Source organism: Paenibacillus sp. FSL R5-0490 (assembly GCF_001956215.1).
Lineage (GTDB): Bacteria > Bacillota > Bacilli > Bacillales > Cytobacillaceae > Cytobacillus.
In genome coordinates this window covers 68,894-85,948 of sequence record NZ_MRTQ01000011.1, presented here as the reverse complement: position 1 = coordinate 85,948, position 17,055 = coordinate 68,894, and the positions used below count along the sequence as shown (strand labels likewise).

The window sequence follows — 17,055 nt, the reverse complement described above, 5'->3', positions numbered from 1 at the left end:
TCAGCGATTGGGAACATCATCGATCCCAGCTGCTGGTACAGATAATACTCCAAAAGGATAATATTCCTGAAGAGGATCTATTTAATTTTGGAGACAGTATTACTGTACGAAAAATCCAAATAAAATTAATAGGAGTGAACATATATGGAATTACAATTAGCTTTAGATTTAGTCAATATTCCAGAAGCAATTGAGCTTGTTAAAGAAGTGGGGGAACATATCGATATCGTAGAAATCGGTACCCCAGTCGTAATCAACGAGGGGCTCCATGCAGTAAAGGCAGTAAAAGAAGCATTCCCTAATTTAAAGGTTTTAGCAGACCTGAAAATCATGGACGCTGCTGGTTATGAAGTAATGAAAGCCTCTGAAGCAGGTGCTGATATTATTACGATTCTAGGCACAGCCGAAGATATGTCTATTCAAGGTGCTGTAGAAGAAGCGAAAAAACAAGGCAAAAAAATCCTTGTTGACATGATTGCTGTAAAAGATCTAGCTGGCCGCGCTAAAGAAGTCGATGCAATGGGTGTAGACTATATTTGTGTCCACACCGGCTACGACCTTCAAGCAGTAGGAAAAAACTCTTTTGAAGATCTGCAAACGATTAAAAGTGTTGTAAAAAATGCAAAAACTGCAATCGCAGGCGGCATTAAATTAGAAACACTTCCAGAAGTCATTAAAGTAAATCCAGACCTTGTCATTGTTGGCGGCGGTATTACAGGTCAAGCTGATACAAAAGCTGCAGCAGCAACAATGCAAGAAATGATCAAAAAAGGATAAGATCAAGCATGCATACTTCACAATATTTAGCTAAGATCTTAAAAGAGTTAATCAGAACAACTGACCACATTCCGGATGAAGAAGCTGAGAAATTGGTTAATGGGATTCTTGAAGCAAAAAAAGTGTTTGTAGCTGGCGCAGGCAGATCTGGATTTATGGCCAAGTCATTTGCGATGCGAATGATGCATATGGGCATAGATGCTTATGTACCAGGCGAAACGGTGACCCCTAACTTTGAAAAAGATGACATCTTGATCATCGCTTCAGGTTCAGGAGAAACGAAAAGCCTTGTTTCCATGTCAGAGAAAGCAAAAAGTATAGGTGGAACGATTGCCGCCGTAACAATTTTCCCCGAATCCACAATCGGAAAAATAGCGGATATAAAGATTAAGTTACCTGGTTCACCTAAGGATCAATCGGAAGGTGATTATAAAACCATTCAGCCTATGGGCTCATTATTCGAGCAAACTCTCTTACTATTCTGCGATGCTGTCATTCTGAGGTTCATGGAGAAAAAGGGCTTGGATACAAATAAGATGTATGGCAAACACGCAAATTTAGAATAAAACGTTGTTTGTCTATGAAAGACCGCAAACTATCTATGCAAGATTGCGGTCTTTCTATTTTAATTTGTATAAAAACCAGTTCATAGGAGTAAAAAAAATGAATTCATTAAATGGCAAAACTGCTTTAGTTACTGGTGCAGGCAGAGGTATTGGACGAGCTACTGCTATCGCCATAGCAAAAGAAGGAATTAATGGTGTTTTAATCGAGTCAATTAGTTGGAGTCCTTTTGTAAGGGTCCTTCTTTTCAATAAAGTTCGAAAGCCAAATGGTAGCAGCAAAAACAACCAAATAAGTGATATAGGATAAATACAATTTCCAGCCTGTATATGTAAAAACTTGAAACTTTACTGCAATCCATTCTAGAGCAATCGCTACCCCAGCCCAAAAATAATATAAAATAGATACTTTAGGCCTTTTGGTTTTTTATATTGATAGAAGTTTACGACAAAGTAAGAAAGAGTTGGGTAAGTTACAAAGTGCAATAATTCATCAAATAATTCATGCTTTTTATGATCAATCGTAAAGTATAATTCATATGGTTTTACACTAAGGGTAATATCAGCTGACAAAGCAAGAAAAACATTAAATGTCCAAATAACTGTGATGGTAGCAGCAGGCAATCGTCTAGGTAATATAAACATGAGGGCCCAAGTAAGTATTGTGGAAAAGATAATAAACATTTCATTTGAATCAAATTTCTCAGGAAGAGGTAACATCATGACGTATTCACCTCTTTGTCTCTATAAATAAGTTTTTCTAAATAAAATGAGTAAATAGCCAATAATAAAATAATCAGAGTGTATCTCAAATATGAATAAAATACATTCCAATTTACCCATTCCAAATATCCAATATGAACGAAAAATATTTCAATTGAAATGAGTGCTGTTAAGAAGATGAAGAGATGAATAAGTTTACTGAAAATAGTTCTTTTAGAGAACAAAATATAAATAACCCATAAAAGTAACGCTGGCTTGAGTGACAACTCAGGAATTTTTTGTGTCCAAAAAATTAACTGACTTGGATCTTGCTTTGTAAGTTCTAAATTTAAATTAATGATTAGACCTGTATTTGTAATAAGAATATTGGAGAAAAAATAACAGCCCAAGATGTTAATGACGTTCATTTTCTTCTTCAAGATGTATAAGGAAGTAAAGGATAATATTGCTAAAATAAGAAAAAGCCACAATGTTTTCATAATTGCCACCATTTTTATTTTCATCTACATTATTTTGTACATATAATGTCAAAAAATACTGCATCTAAAGAAAACAAACAGTAAACGGAAAGCTGAATTCTTATTAGTTATTCGTTATACTAGAATAGGATGTCAACTTATGAGGAATAGAAAATCTTATGCATGATGATATTTATGCCTCCCACGAACTTTCTCGCTTCACTCGGCGGAAAGCCTTTGTAACATCCAAAGGTCACTAAATCTCCCTCTCGATTAAAGTCACCTCAGTATAAAAATTAAACCGTTATTTCTATGTACAAGTGAAATATTGCTTACCTCCATCGCCTTTCATAATACATCAGTTTCCCATAACCCAAGCTGGCCTTTTGCTGGGATACGTTCATTCAAGATCTTCATGTCTTGAACCTCCCAAGCATATCCTCCCACAGTAAAGTCTCCTAAAAAATAATCATTTCCTGATACGATTTGTCCATTTTCCAGGACTGCTGATGTCTGAGTTTTTTCAGTTATCTTCAGACAATTTTCAAGCCGGCCTACAGCAATGATCATTCCGGTCGGAAGAGTCTCTTCTGTATATCCATGCTTACCGAGCAGCGAACGGATGGCCACATGCCTGCAGACAGCCTTATCTATTTTTTTACTTGTATGAATGGCCAGCGGCCCGCGATAATTTGTTTTCCATGACCTTGTTTCAAATTCATTCTCTCGAAGGACAAAAAGAGTTGCCCAAGGCTGAATCATAGATAATACCTTCATTCTCCCGGCCACCAATCTATAAGTTTCCTTTGTGTTATCCTGTCCGTAGAGAAGAATATTATTAGCAAAAAGGTTTAATTTCCCACGGTAAGCAGTAATCTTCCGGAAAAATAAAAATTGAGGGGGTTACTACTAAAAAGTACATTGAAACCTGTACGGCGGAAGCGACTAATTTTTTCCAAACTCATTCTTCCTTTATTTGCTAATAAAGCCCAGCCTAATAATTCATTATCTTAAACACCTGGAATGGTTAGTGATCATGAAAACCCCGACCACTAATTTAACCTTTATTTAGAAATAAATCACTTCCAAAATTCCTCTGAATATAAAAAAGCTGACCCTGTAAGTGTTCATAAGAACCTCGGGGTCAGCCTGAATTATTGATGAATCGATTGGATGATTATATTTACTAAACCTTCCGCATCTTTTAGTTCTACAGTCGTTAATTAGATGCGGCAGAATGTTTTTAACCGGCACTCCATGCACCATTTTCAAAAAAGGTTTTTAGGAACAGTTTTATTGGTCAATGTTAAACTGTTCCTAAAAATTTTCTATAGATTAGGTAAGTTAAATGTTGTATGAATTTAGTACGTTTCACATAAAAGTTCTAAGCGAAAGGTTCCCTTCCACTATTAACGGACTATAGTTGGACCAACTAATGCTTCTGGTTTTTCCCCCAATGCCAACTTGCTAATATTAGCATAGCTAAGCTGTTTATACGTTTTGAGTAACTGTTGTAAATCAAGGAATTTTTTATCTGTTTTTAAATTTTCGATTTCCCTATAATAGACAGACAATACATAATCATCTTTTGACGTCGAATTGAACTTACCTGGGTCTTCATCCATAATTAATGCGCCCATATATTGATACCCAAACTGCAATTGACGAGTCAGTTTAATGATATTTATAAATTTTCTATAAATAGATGGTTTTGCGTCTTTTAATTTTCCGATAGCCATTTGCGCATTTTTCAATTGGTCGTAACTCGATGTTGTCAGCATAATATCTCTCCTTTTTGATTCGTATTAGTCCCATGGTTTATCCAGTGAAAGTTTGGACACGAGTTCTTTATTTTTCTGTCTTTTTAGCTTGCGAACTCTTTCACGTTCTTTTCCCGTTTCATAGAGAAATTTTTCTTCCTCTGTTTCTGGAATAACATTTGGCACTTCTATCGGTCTTTTATCTTGATCTAGAGGTACAAAAGTTAAGAATGCAGTAGCTGCGATTCTACGGTTTCCAGTTTCAAGATTTTCGGCAATTACTTTACAGAAAATCTCCATTGACTTTTTACCTGTGTAGCTGACAAATGATTCTATACAGACCGAATCACTTTGTCGAATCGGTTCGAGGAAATTAACTGAATCGGTCGATGCAGTAACACATTCCTTTACCCGTGAATGCCTGCGAGCGGAAAGCGTCGCACAAGCATCCATCTTCTTCATTAGAACTCCACCAAATAATGTATGATAGTTGTTCAAATCATTAATAAGTACTTGATCCGATTGAACAACACGCGTTTCTTTAACTTTTTTAGCTTCCATGAATGACTACCACCCTATATAAATTACATTGAAGCGTTCGCCTCATTTGCATTAGCTTTTTCACAAGGACAATTATAATATGACTATTGTGGAAAGATACAATGCCAATCCCATATACAATTCATAACAAAACAGTATGTAAGCGCTCTTTAGCCTATACAATTAAAAAAACCTCCCCTCTTAAACAAGGGGAAGCCTTCTAATTTTTGACTTATTCTAGATTATGAATCATGGTTATGATTAGCTGTCGACAGCTTTACTTTGGCAAAACGGATAAATTCTTTCGCAACCTGTGATAAGTATGCATCTTTTTTCCAGATCATCGCTAGATTCCATTCGATTGTCGGATTGGTAACGGTTATAGTCCGAAAATCACTTGCTAGTTCTAAGCATGTATTCTCAGGCAGCAATGTAATACCTATATTGTAAGCAACTAATTCTTGAATAAAATCTAATTGTGATGTTTCCGAAATAATTATCGGTTGAAAACCAGCTTCTCTGCAAGCAGTAGTGACAAGGTTTCTTAACTCAAAATCCCGGTTGAACATAATAAAGCTCTCTTCTTTAAGTTCTTCCAATGACACTTCCTGTTTCCCGGCAAGACGATGAGACGCGGGTACAACTAGTTTCAATTCCTCATTAACAAACATATAATAGTCGAAATCATCAATTTTATCTGGAAGAACGACAACCCCAAAATCTAGCAAGCCATTGATAACCTTCTCTTCAATCGGCTTAGATCCATGCTCCTCCAATTGAAATGTAACCTCTGGATATTTTTCATGAAACGAAGCAATCAGTTGTGAGAAGAAAATGGAATTGGTAATCGCAGGGAGCCCAATACGGACATGGCTCTTTTTTAGCATGAACATCTTACCAAGTTCCGCATCCAATAGCTGCAGCTGCTTTTCAATTATTAATGCATGTTTTTTTAGAATAAATCCTGCATCTGTTAATATCAGCTTTTTTCTTGTACGAATAAATAGCTGTGTACCAAGTTCAACCTCTAATGATTTGATAATTCTACTGAGGGCAGGCTGCGTAATGAACAGATTTTCAGCTGCATTAGTGAAATTGCCAGTACGTGTAACTTCAATAAAACACTCAAAATGTTTAATTTCCAATTTTATCAAACACCTTATATACTTTTTTAAAGATAATTTATTCTACCACAGTTTTTACTTTGGCAACCTCGCTTGTGATTAATCAAAAAAGCAAATCAATATTTTTTAAAAAGCCTCATTTACTTATGGTATGGTTCAGTTCCATTTGTGGTAAAACTTATAGTACCATGTTGTATTGGTGCGAATATGGTGGTGTATGTTAATAGGATTTAATTTCTAAAATATTTCCGTCCGGGTCTACAACATGGAATGCGGAATGCAAAGAACTTCTTCTTACCTGAAAATTTTTTGACTCTAGTAGTCGATAAAAATAAAATATTTGCATCGGCTTAGATTCCCGTATTGCTTTAGTGAGTGCTATAATTATTTCGTGATTAGGGGTTAGAACTTCCATATCTATATTACTGTTTTTAAATTTTAGTTTCTTTCTAGAGCGATGAAGTGCTGTTTTAATAGATTCATTACTCACCCTTAACATTGATGCTATTTCTTTTGAAGTGTAGCCAAATACATCTTTCATGGTAATAAGCATAGACTGTTTCAATGGCAATGTGGTAAGTAAAATTTCAATTAAACTAAAGTGTTCTATTGAATCATATACTTCTCCATAAAATTCCTCTTTAAAATGTATTATTTCTTTGCTTTTTCTTGTTTCGTCAATAAAAAGATTTTTAGCCACAGTACATAGAAAAGAGAAGTTGAACTCTCTATTCGGTTCTGTCTTTTTTAATCTATAAACCTTTAGCATCGTTTCTTGTACTAGATCCTCGGCTATCCAAGGTGACCCTGACAACTTTAGGCAATATTTATAAAGTTTCTTAATCTCAAACTCTAAATTTTCAAAAACCATTTTTTCCACCTTTTTATTTAAATTTATTTATGTAATTGTAACTTTTACACTATTATATTCGTTATAAGTAAGAATTTCATTTCAAGGAGGAAGATTATGTTTAAAGTAGGTAGTATATTTATTCCAGTTACAGACATTGAAAAATCTACAGATTGGTATGTAAAGTTTCTTGGTGTAAAGATAATCGATAGTTGGGGAGATGGTGCTGGCTTTTATTTACCAACTGGGTCAACACAATTAGCCTTAGTAAAAGTTAAATCCCCGCAACCCACTGAGTTTATTACCGAGGGTGACCAGAAGAATTCATATTATAATTTTGTCGTTGATGATATTGAATCTGCACATCAACATTTTAAAAATAATGGCATAGTTACTACTGAAATCGATGATTTTGGTGGAATGAAATTTTTTGATTTCTTCGACTTGGACGGTAACCCATTTAGTGTAGTTAATGAAGTTGATGGTTCTCCTTACCACTCAGATAATGTTAGAAAAATGCAAGAAAGAGATAAAAAGAATAAATAAATATTTATAAAAAAGAATTACCATTCAAATAGAATTGGTAATTCTTTTCTGTATTTGCTTCCAACAGGAGATCTTTTACATACATAGCACTCTTTTAAAGTATTTTTTCTAGCCACTCTTTATCTAGAATAACTTCAACTCTCTGCTTTACCACTATTTGTGATAAGGTTCTCCACGATTAATATTAAACTAGTCAAAGCCCTTAACTTCTTACGGCCTCTTTCGTAATTTCCTTCAGGCTCAAGCCGCCCAGCTAAAAGATTTGACGGGAGTGAGTGTAGTCCACTTTGGACACCAACTTCAGCAAAGAAACCAGCGACAGTATCTCTTCCAACACCTTGACAGTTAACATTTGAGCTACACCCGGGATTTCATCAAGCAAGGAATCTTCTTGTACGTTCAATTCTTCGAATTCCGTCTGGATCTAATCATATTTACACAGAAGAGTTTTGAGCTTCATTTTTGCCATCTCAGAGCCTTGGCGGATTCCGATGAGCTGACTCGCTGCTTGCTTAACTCCAAATCTTATTGGCACCTACACTTCATTTTGCGGTTTTTCTTAAATGGATAAGTAAATCTGCTATTTCATATGGTAATGCATTTAGCTGTAAGAATTGTAATGCAGCCTTGCCCTCCCACTTCTTAAAGACCTTCAAGAATTCCGGAAAATTCCGGTCAATCCAGTTGTGCATCTGTCCCTGAACCGTTTTTAGGTCCTCTGTTAAAAGATCGCCAATTTTCTTTGCCACACGGAGTTCGGCATAAACACCTTGCGGTTGTAGGTTCGGCGTATCTTCCGTCCTTGACCAGTTGGGCAAGGCCCTTGGCACCTTTTACATCATTCTTAGTTGGAGAATTATCATCCAGCTTCTTGCTTTTCAAGTTAGAGGTACTCGCCCTAAATAGGAAACGAGCACTTTTTTAACTCATTTTATCGTTTTGAAGTAGTCTTCCATATTTCATCGGATACTTCCTCAAAAGCTCTCACTCTGCAAAAGCAACCATCCTATGTGCATTTTTTCTGTGCTATTTGCACAGCTTACAATCAAGCCATAAAAAGAAACCCGGTTCCTCCTCATGAAGGAATCGGGTTTCTCCAATCCAATTATTTATCTTTGTTCCATTCCCTTGTGTGGGAGATAGTGCCTTTTAAAGTAATTAAAGATTACACCGCGCTCTCAAATTTCTCTTTTCCTTCATCCGCTTTAATTTTAGATTTAAAGGTATCAAAATCCCCTTTTTCAATGATTAACGAAACGATAACTCCACCAATAAGAGCCCAGAAAGGGGAACTTATACTAAAGAAAGAGACTCCAGACATCGCAATAACTAATGAGAAAAATGCACCAATTTGAAATTTCCTCTCAGAAAAGGATGCTTGAAGGGAACTTACCAGTACTCCGATCATCGCTAGTCCCGCAACAGTTGAAATCAACGCACCTGGTAAGGCAGTCACAAATGGGACAGCTAAACCTGCAATTAAGCCAAAGCCTCCAAATATTACTGCATTTACAATAACAGAGGCATAGCGCCCTTCCTTATTTTCTCCAGATTCTCTAGATGAACAGATCGCTGTCATCGGTCCTGCAATATTAGCATTATGTCCGCCGAATAGAGATGTAACTATCCCGCCTATTCCGCTCCAGATCGTCATTGAATTAATAGGGGGTTTATATCCCTCTGCCATCAAGACGCCTATGGCTTGAGCATTCTCCGCCCCAATCACCAATAGGGTCAAGGGTATTGAAACTGATATGATGGATTCAAAACTGAATGTCGGCAGTAATACTTGCGGCAGCGTAAATCCTGCTTCCATACTGGACGATTGAAACTCTCCCATTATCGTTGCCAAAATTCCACCAGCGACAAAGGACATTAAAATAGGAGGCATTTTTTTTATATAACGTGAAGAAAATAAATAAACCAAAATGGCTGTCCCCACTATTAGAGGAGTCCCTTCAAGAGATGTAATCATTCCAGTGCCAAATTTGATCATTGCCCCTACTATCATCGCCATAACAATTGGTACTGGGATCCATTTCATTATTTTCCCTATGAGCCCTGAAATCCCCAGAATAAATACGAGAATACCGGAAACTAAATAGGCTCCTGAAATTTCACTAAGGGAGTAATGCTGCAGGGCACCTGCGACTAAAACAGCCCCTGGAATGGACCAGGCTCCCGCAATAGGCTGACGATACTTTAATGCCAAATAAACCCCGATCAAGCTTCCGAAAAAATAAACTGCAAACAGCCAAGAAATAGTCTGCTCAATTGATAATCCGCCATCAGCAGCACCGCCAATGATAATTAAAGCTGGGCCGGTACATCCAAAAATCGCCGCAAGTGTTCCAGCACTAAAGGTGTTAATATTTAAATACCTGGGCAGCATTCTCAAACTTTCACCCATTGAGTATTTCATATATACCCTCCATTTCCCTATTCAACATTCCCATTTATCTAGTAAAAAGGATTATATTCCTTTGAAACTGGGTTTCACCTTATTTCCAAACGACTGTACACCTTCATTAAAATCTTCAGTAGATCGCAGCATTCCATATGCAAATCCTTCAATCTCCATCCCTACACTTAAAGGCGCATCCTGGGAACTATTTATGACCTTTTTTAACACTTTTAATGTCATTGGTGATAGTCTGACAAGATCTTTAACCAATTTATTTACCTCTACTTCTAAATTCTCCTGACTTGTCACAGTTGTTAACAAGCCCCATTGATGTGCTTCGTGTGCTGGTATCCGTCTTCCCCTCATGATCATATCCTTTGCACGGCCGACTCCGGCAATTTTTGCAATCCGCTGTGACCCGCCGCTGCCAGGAATCATGCCAAGGTTGATCTCGGGTAATGCCAACTGCGTGGTTTCTGATGCCACTCGAAAATCACATGCCATTGCGATTTCAAGACCTACCCCAAATGTATACCCCTGCAATTGGGCAATAACTGGTTTGGGAGAACGCTCTGGCGCAGCAACATTTACATGCAATTCTGAAAGTACAGATGGATGCTTCTCCATGAATTCTGCAATATTCCCGCCCGAACTAAAGGCTTTTTCACCAGCTCCCTTTATCACAATCACCCTTACATCCTCATCATTATTTAATTCAGTGAAAATTTGATTAAGATGTGAGCGTGCAATAAAACTTAGCGTGTTCATTTTTTCTGGCCGATCTAATGTAATAGTGGCTGTCTTTGCTTCAATGTTCTTGTCTACTAAAATATGATCCCATTGATAAGTACCTTTGTTATTAATTGTTGTCATTAACCTACACTCTCCTCTTTTTGTATTATGGATGAATAATTTTCTTTTAATTTTCTCCTTAAAATCTTCCCGACAGGGCTTTTAGGTATCTCTTTTATAAAACAGTAATCCCTGGGCCGCTTAAAGTTTGCCAGGCTGCCAGATTCCCTGCAGTAGTTATCCAGCTCTGCAGTTGAAATAGTTGGGCTTTTACTAACTATAAATGCGACAACCTTCTCTCCAAAACGCTCATCAGGTAAACCGACAACTGCAGCCTCTAATACTTCCGGATGTGAAGACAATACATCTTCAACCTCAAGAGGGTGAATGTTTTCTCCACCAGAAATGATCATGTCATCCACGCGGCCAACAACATAAAGATCGCCATCTTCATCCAGAACACCCATATCTCCTGTGAAATACCAGCCGTTTCTGATCGATTTGATGTTCGCATCAGGTCGTTTCCAATAGCCCTTAAATGCTTCTAATGAGTCAATATTTACAATAATTTCTCCTGGAGTTCCATGCGGTACAATATCAGCAGGTCCTGAACTTCCTTCAGGGTCAGGCTCAACTATTTTTAGTTGCTGATGAAAACCTGCTTTGCCCGCACAGCCTGGCTTTTTATCTAAATAGTTGCAAATGCTGAAAGTATATACCTCTGTACTGCCATAGTGATTTACGAAAACATCAGGCTTTAATTTCCTAAAGCAGTCTTCTGTTAACTCAGTTGTCATGGATGCCCCAGCGTATCCTATTTTCCGAACATTCTGTAAATTGTACCTATTAAAATCTTTATAATTTAACAGATCATGAATAATGGTAGGAACTAAATAAACGCAGCTAATCTTTTCATCTTCCATTACTTTTAGCATTTTCATTGTATTATTATCAGGAATCATGACCATTTTCCCATTGATAAATGCCATTGATAATAGCGAGCGCATCCCCATCGTGTGATAGAGCGGCATGACACCCAGAGTGCTTTCATGGAGTACATATTGGTTTTGAATAATGTGTGCGATAGCCGCGCTATATTCATTCTTGTGGCTTCTAGGAACACCCTTTGGTTTCCCTGTAGTTCCTGAAGTGTATAACATTAAGCATATATCATCCATGTCGATATTGGGGTGATGAAACGTCTCTTGGTTATGATTTAATAGCTCTTTATAGGTAATTTCTGCACCTTCCGCACCTAAAATGCTTATAAAAAGAGGCTTACTTCCATATGATGCGTTTAATGCAGCATCCTGGCTGCTTGGTTCAAAAATAACCGCTTTCGCATCAGCATCATTTACACAAAATGCCACTTCTTCTGTTGAAAGACGAAAATTTATTGGTGTAAAAATGGCACCGATTTTTTGAACAGCCCAATAAATAGCGACCATCTCCAAGCGGTTCTTAAGAATAATAACAACACGATCTCCTTTTTCGATCCCCAGCTTCTGCAATGAATATGCAAGTTTATTAATTTCTAATTGAAATTCCTTATAGGATAACCGTCTATCATCCTGAACGATGGCTGTTTTATCAGGAAATCGATTCACTGCGAAATCAAACAGCTTTCCAAGATCCACTAATTGTCACCTTCTTTAAATTTATTTGTCCCACATGCTCTTTCAATAGCTTCAATAATTCCTGTGTACCCAGTACAGCGGCAAAGATGGCCGGATAACATCTCTTTAATCTCTTGTTTTGTGGGTTCTTCGCCACTATTCAGCATTTCTAATGAGGACATTAAAATCCCCGGTGTACAAAAGCCGCATTGAAGTCCATGGCACTCCGTAAATGTCTGCTGCAAAACATGCTGTTCTCCATTCTCTGTTAAACCCTCGATTGTTTGTATATATGATCCATTTGCCTGAACTGCAAACATTAAACAGCTTCGTACGGCTGCACCATTATAAAGCACCGTGCAGGAACCGCAAACACCATGTTCACAGCCAACATGTGTACCTGTAAGACCCAGATCTTCTCTTATAAAATCACTTAATAGTTTTCTAGGCTCAGCTTCTGCTTCCACCTCCCTTCCATTAATTGATAAAGAAACGTTCATTTTCTGTTCAATGGAGAAATTCGACATGTTACACCCCCTTTCCTAAAGCTCGGTTAAATGCTTTTATCAATGCTTTTCTTGTTAGAACTTTAGCCATATGGACTCTATACTCTTTTGAAGCATGTAAATCCCCATCAGGATCAGCATCCATCACAGCCAGCTCTGCGGCTTTTTCAAGTGTATCCTCTGTTAGACTTTTTCCAGCCAAATATTCCATTGCTTCTTCTGCTAAAAGGGGAATTGCATCCACCCCTCCTAAGACAAGTCTCACTTTATCTATTTTTCCAATTTCATCAACTGATAGAATGCAAGCAACAGCTGCTAAGGCAAAGTCACCATGTCTCCTGCTAAATTCCTCAAAGGCATACCCATTATGTTCAGATAAGGGAACATGAATTTCAGTTAATATTTCCTCCGGCATCACCTCTGTTGTTAAATAGGTAATAAAAAAATCATTTATACTTATTTTCCTAGTCCCATCTATACTTTGGATAACGATTTCAGCATCCAGTGCTAAAAAGCAAAGGGGCAGCTCTGCGCTTGGATCTGCATGGGCGACACTTCCTCCAACAGTTCCTCTATTTCTCGTTTGGACATGACCAATATATGGAGTGGCTTCCGAGAGTATAGGAACATGGATTTTAACGGCATCTGAATGTTCAAGTTCCCTTTGCTTTGTAAGAGCACCAATTTTCAGAACCCCTTCTTCTACCCTGACTCCGTTTAACTCATTGATTTGGTTAATGTCAATGAGACACTCCGGTTCGGACATCCTCATATTTAAGATGGGAATAAAACTTTGCCCGCCAGCAATGATTTTCCCTGTATCTCCATATTCCTCTAATAGTTTCACTGCTTCCTCTACAGTTGAAGGACTGCAGTAAGTAAATGCTGCTGGTTTCATACAAGCGTCCTCCTTCCTAGTCAGCAATATTTACTTTATCCAGCTCTCTTTTAATCTTTTTAAAAAAGTCTTTAATAATCAGTTTAGCTACTCCACCTAACATACGCTGGCCAATTGAAGCGACTTTTCCACCTACAGCAGCCTCATAAGTGTACCTAAGCTCTGTATTTTCATCGTCCACCGAAACCAAATGAATGGCTGCTTCGGCATCTACAAACCCTGGTGCCCCTTCACCATGAACAATTAACTTATAGGAATGAGGGGGCTCCAGGTCCGTAAGACGAATGGTTGCATCATATTTCCCTTTAACTGCAGCAACCCCAACAGATAAGTCCGCCACATACACATTGGTTTCTTGTCTATATAGTTCTTTGCATCCCATAATGCAGTTTTTTAATACTTCCGGATCTAATAAACTCGAGAATACTTTATCTAGATTTCCGTTAAGCTGAATATTTCCTTCACCATTCATGACAATTCCTCCTTAAGTTAGATTTGCATCGTTTTCTTATTATTAATTTTTGACCAAATCCGATCTGGAGATAAAGGAAGTTGATCAATTGATATATTAAATGGTTTTAACGCATCTGTAACCGCATTTGCGATGACAACCGGAGCACTCATTGTATTTCCTTCTCCTAACCCTTTAGCTCCAAGAGGGGTTAGGGGGGAAGGTGTTTCAATATGCTTTATGGTTACATTTGGGATTTCTGTAGCTGTAGGACATAAGTAGTCCATAAAACTTCCAGTCAGGAACTGCCCCCTTTCGTCATAGGCAAGTTCTTCATAAAGTGCGGCTCCTAGTCCATGAGCTAAACCACCCATTATTTGACCTTCCACAATATTTGGATTTAATAGTTTCCCAGCGTCATGGATCGTGGTATAGTCAAGAATCTTCACTTCACCGGTATCAATGTCCACTTCCACTTGAACAGCGTCAAAAACAAATCCATAGGTGACGGATCCATTAACAAGATCCAATTCATTTGGGGACTCCGCTGCAGATAATGTATAAAATGCAGATTCATGGATACCTGGTTCAATACCAGCGGGAAGGCCTTGCGGATTCCAATGTGCCAAACCTACTAATCTCTTAATGGAGATACTCTTAGAAGGATTTTTTTCTGCAAATACCTTCCCTTCTGCCATGACCAATTCGTCCACTGTTGTATCTAATTGGCTTTTGGCGATTTCTAACAGTTTCAATCTTACTTTTTGCGCTGCTTGATAAACGGCACTTGACCCGATAGGGGCAAACCTGCTGGAGTAACTACCTGATGCTACTGACCATGGGCTTGTTAACGTATCCAATTCAGCAATGACCCGGATAGAAGCAGGATCAACACCTAGAACGTCGGCAACGATTTGGGAAGTAACTGTTTCATGGCCCTGCCCAGTTGGTACCGTACTGATCCGGACTGTGATTCCACCCATTGGATCTATCGATACCGTTGCACCTTCAGAACAGCCTGATTTCGGCAATGATTTTGCTCTCTCTTCCGGCGTCAAAGCAATGGTCACATAACCCATATTCGAACCGGAAGGCTCAACGATGCAAGCAAACCCTAACCCCAGATATTTCCCTTGTTTCCAGGCTGCTTTTTGTTTCTCTTTAAAGCTATCGTAATCAATCGATTCAAGCGCAAGGTGCAATGCCTTATGATAATCCCCGCTATCGTATATCCCGCCTGAAGCTGTATGATAGGGAAATTCTTCTTTCGTAATTAAATTTTTCTTTATGACTTCAATCACATCCAGATCCAATTCAGCTGAAATGATTTGCATCATTCTTTCCAGCGGAAAATAGTGCTGGGGACCGCCATAGCCTCTTATGAGCCCTGTTGGACTTTTATTCGTAACGACTGCAATCGCTTCCATTTTAACGTTTTGAATTCGATAGGCTCCAGTTGAATTTGAGTGTGTTCTATATAAACAAGCAGGTTCGGGCGCACGTATATATCCGCCAACACTATCCGCATATTTCATTTTCAAACCAAGAATGGTTCCATCTTTTTTTACCGCTGCATCAATCCACGTTACACGATCTGTACCACTGGAACTCGCCATAAGGTGTTCTTGTCTGTCTTCCGTCCATTTAACGGGTACACCCAATATTCTTGACACTACTCCCATTAAGACCATGTATGGAAATACACCTGACTTGATCCCGTAGCTTCCGCCAATATCCTTTGGCGTAATAATCCTTAGTCTGTTGCTCGGCACCTTTAGTGCAGCAGTCATGACGGAATGAAGTGTGAAAGGTCCATGAAAGTTTGACCAAATGGTATACGCACCTTCACTTTTTGTATAATTCGCGATTACTCCGTAATTTTCCACAGGAGTTGCACTAACCTTTGGAAAAGTGAACTTTTTACTTATTATATAATCGGCACTTTTAAATGAATCCTCGACATTGCCGTATTGGAATACACGATGATTAACTATATTCGTACCTGCTTCTTCATGAAGAACGGCTGACTCAGACGAAAGCGCATCTTCAATTTGGACCACAGGATTCAGCGGTTCGTACTCGACTTTTATCTTTGCGAGTGCATCTTCTGCAATATAACGATCTTTAGCCACAACAACTGCAACAGCTTCTCCCACAAACCGGACCTTATCTACTGCAATGGGGTAGTATTTTATTGGTGCCTTTACGCCGACTGGAAAAGGATTGGTTAAAGCTTTTACATGTTCTCCAACAACTACTCCAATTACACCTGGTGTTTTTGCCGCTTCTTCTAAAAAAATCGCTTTAATACGGGCATGTGCATGGGGGCTTCTAAGAATCGCAGCATTGTGGATATTTGGCAATGGAGAAAGATCATCAATGAATGTTCCTTCTCCGGACACTAACCTGGCATCTTCTATTCGTTTCACAGGCTTACCTACATAGGTCAATTTCATTCCTCCTTTTTAATAGTCTCCTATAATCTTCAATAGTATCGATGTCCTCCGGAGCTTCTTCATCCTCATAATAAATGTGCGCCTTTTCTTTATTAGCACTAATAAGTAATTTTGCTCCTTGATCTCCCTTTAGGTTCAAGAGTTCATTGAAATACAATTGGCCAAATAAAATGGGGTGCCTGATTTTTCCTCTATATGAAGTTATAATTAAGGGATTTTTTGATATGAGATACTCTGTAATTACTTCGTTCATTACTTCTACTTTTATTTCGGGCTGATCAGCCAGTGTTATCAACAAAGCTTCACACGCAGGAGACAAGCTTTCAATTGCTGCAGCAAGGGAACTGCTAATTCCAAGTTTCGGACAAGGATTCCATACAATAGATACTGGCAAATCTCGGATTTCACTTTCCAATTCAGGAAAATCCCTATTCAATACAACCATCGTTTTACTGGCCATGTTAGCCGATATTTTATTGACGGTATATCTTAGGATTGTTTCATCTTCAAACTTTTTAAGTAACTTATGAGTTCCTTTCATCCTGGTAGAATGACCAGCCGCTAAGACAATGTTCCAGATTTCCATCTTCA

Annotated in this window: 17 protein-coding genes and 2 pseudogenes; 4 read left to right on the top strand and 15 right to left on the bottom strand. The window is 38.2% G+C overall.

The window, feature by feature from the left end:
* Window positions 1–144: 144 nt before the first annotated feature.
* From hxlA to BK139_RS23710, 3 genes and pseudogenes are all read left to right on the top strand, one after another.
* Complete coding sequence (hxlA, locus tag BK139_RS11100) at window positions 145–777, top strand: 3-hexulose-6-phosphate synthase (protein WP_076258578.1); 633 nt, start codon at window positions 145–147, stop codon at window positions 775–777.
* Window positions 778–785: 8 nt separating this feature from the next.
* Window positions 786–1,343 carry a 6-phospho-3-hexuloisomerase gene (hxlB, locus tag BK139_RS11095; protein ID WP_076258576.1) on the top strand — a complete coding sequence of 186 codons (558 nt, stop codon included), beginning with the start codon at window positions 786–788 and terminating at the stop codon, window positions 1,341–1,343.
* Window positions 1,344–1,440: 97 nt separating this feature from the next.
* Window positions 1,441–1,548: pseudogene (locus BK139_RS23710) on the top strand (short chain dehydrogenase); the annotation flags it as partial.
* A gap of 167 nt (window positions 1,549–1,715) precedes the next feature.
* Here the strand turns inward: BK139_RS23710 and BK139_RS11085 are convergent.
* The 6 genes from BK139_RS11085 to BK139_RS11055 all read right to left on the bottom strand — a co-directional run bounded on the left by BK139_RS11085 (window position 1,716) and on the right by BK139_RS11055 (window position 6,816).
* On the bottom strand, window positions 1,716–2,063 hold the full coding sequence (locus BK139_RS11085) for a hypothetical protein (RefSeq protein ID WP_286148547.1): 348 nt from the start codon (window positions 2,061–2,063) through the stop codon (window positions 1,716–1,718).
* Window positions 2,064–2,869: 806 nt separating this feature from the next.
* Window positions 2,870–3,298 (bottom strand): ASCH domain-containing protein, encoded by a 429-nt coding sequence (locus BK139_RS11075; RefSeq protein ID WP_076258574.1) that lies wholly within the window; start codon window positions 3,296–3,298, stop codon window positions 2,870–2,872.
* Between the two features lie 632 nt (window positions 3,299–3,930).
* Complete coding sequence (locus tag BK139_RS11070) at window positions 3,931–4,302, bottom strand: hypothetical protein (RefSeq protein WP_076258571.1); 372 nt, start codon at window positions 4,300–4,302, stop codon at window positions 3,931–3,933.
* Between the two features lie 24 nt (window positions 4,303–4,326).
* Entirely contained in the window at window positions 4,327–4,842 is a 516-nt protein-coding gene (locus BK139_RS11065; RefSeq protein ID WP_076258569.1) for an acyl-CoA thioesterase, read from the bottom strand.
* A gap of 221 nt (window positions 4,843–5,063) precedes the next feature.
* Entirely contained in the window at window positions 5,064–5,966 is a 903-nt protein-coding gene (locus BK139_RS11060) for a LysR family transcriptional regulator (protein WP_076258567.1), read from the bottom strand.
* A 199-nt stretch (window positions 5,967–6,165) separates the two neighbouring features.
* Window positions 6,166–6,816 (bottom strand): RNA polymerase sigma factor, encoded by a 651-nt coding sequence (locus BK139_RS11055; RefSeq protein WP_076258565.1) that lies wholly within the window; start codon window positions 6,814–6,816, stop codon window positions 6,166–6,168.
* Between the two features lie 96 nt (window positions 6,817–6,912).
* On the opposite strand from BK139_RS11055, the gene BK139_RS11050 reads away from it, so the two are divergent.
* Window positions 6,913–7,341 carry a VOC family protein gene (locus BK139_RS11050; protein ID WP_076258563.1) on the top strand — a complete coding sequence of 143 codons (429 nt, stop codon included), beginning with the start codon at window positions 6,913–6,915 and terminating at the stop codon, window positions 7,339–7,341.
* A gap of 167 nt (window positions 7,342–7,508) precedes the next feature.
* Here the strand turns inward: BK139_RS11050 and BK139_RS24595 are convergent.
* The 9 genes and pseudogenes from BK139_RS24595 to BK139_RS11005 all read right to left on the bottom strand — a co-directional run.
* Window positions 7,509–8,220, bottom strand: a pseudogene (locus BK139_RS24595) (transposase); the annotation flags it as partial.
* A gap of 286 nt (window positions 8,221–8,506) precedes the next feature.
* Window positions 8,507–9,763 carry a benzoate/H(+) symporter BenE family transporter gene (locus BK139_RS11040; RefSeq protein ID WP_083675347.1) on the bottom strand — a complete coding sequence of 419 codons (1,257 nt, stop codon included), beginning with the start codon at window positions 9,761–9,763 and terminating at the stop codon, window positions 8,507–8,509.
* 51 nt (window positions 9,764–9,814) lie between these two features.
* Window positions 9,815–10,618 carry an enoyl-CoA hydratase/isomerase family protein gene (locus BK139_RS11035; RefSeq protein ID WP_076258559.1) on the bottom strand — a complete coding sequence of 268 codons (804 nt, stop codon included), beginning with the start codon at window positions 10,616–10,618 and terminating at the stop codon, window positions 9,815–9,817.
* Complete coding sequence (locus BK139_RS11030) at window positions 10,618–12,174, bottom strand: class I adenylate-forming enzyme family protein (RefSeq protein WP_076258556.1); 1,557 nt, start codon at window positions 12,172–12,174, stop codon at window positions 10,618–10,620. Before BK139_RS11030 ends, BK139_RS11035 begins: the two co-directional genes overlap by 1 nt.
* Window positions 12,174–12,680 (bottom strand): (2Fe-2S)-binding protein, encoded by a 507-nt coding sequence (locus BK139_RS11025; protein ID WP_217695236.1) that lies wholly within the window; start codon window positions 12,678–12,680, stop codon window positions 12,174–12,176. The genes BK139_RS11030 and BK139_RS11025 overlap by 1 nt, the downstream gene beginning before the upstream one ends.
* A gap of 1 nt (window position 12,681) precedes the next feature.
* Complete coding sequence (locus tag BK139_RS11020) at window positions 12,682–13,557, bottom strand: FAD binding domain-containing protein (protein WP_076258554.1); 876 nt, start codon at window positions 13,555–13,557, stop codon at window positions 12,682–12,684.
* Window positions 13,558–13,573: 16 nt separating this feature from the next.
* On the bottom strand, window positions 13,574–14,029 hold the full coding sequence (locus BK139_RS11015) for an SRPBCC family protein (RefSeq protein ID WP_048008578.1): 456 nt from the start codon (window positions 14,027–14,029) through the stop codon (window positions 13,574–13,576).
* Window positions 14,030–14,046: 17 nt separating this feature from the next.
* Window positions 14,047–16,458, bottom strand: coding sequence for a xanthine dehydrogenase family protein molybdopterin-binding subunit (locus BK139_RS11010; protein ID WP_286148539.1), 2,412 nt, complete (start codon window positions 16,456–16,458; stop codon window positions 14,047–14,049).
* Window positions 16,442–17,050, bottom strand: a complete 609-nt coding sequence (locus BK139_RS11005; protein ID WP_197087592.1) for a nucleotidyltransferase family protein — start codon at window positions 17,048–17,050, stop codon at window positions 16,442–16,444. Before BK139_RS11005 ends, BK139_RS11010 begins: the two co-directional genes overlap by 17 nt.
* Window positions 17,051–17,055 lie beyond the last annotated feature (5 nt).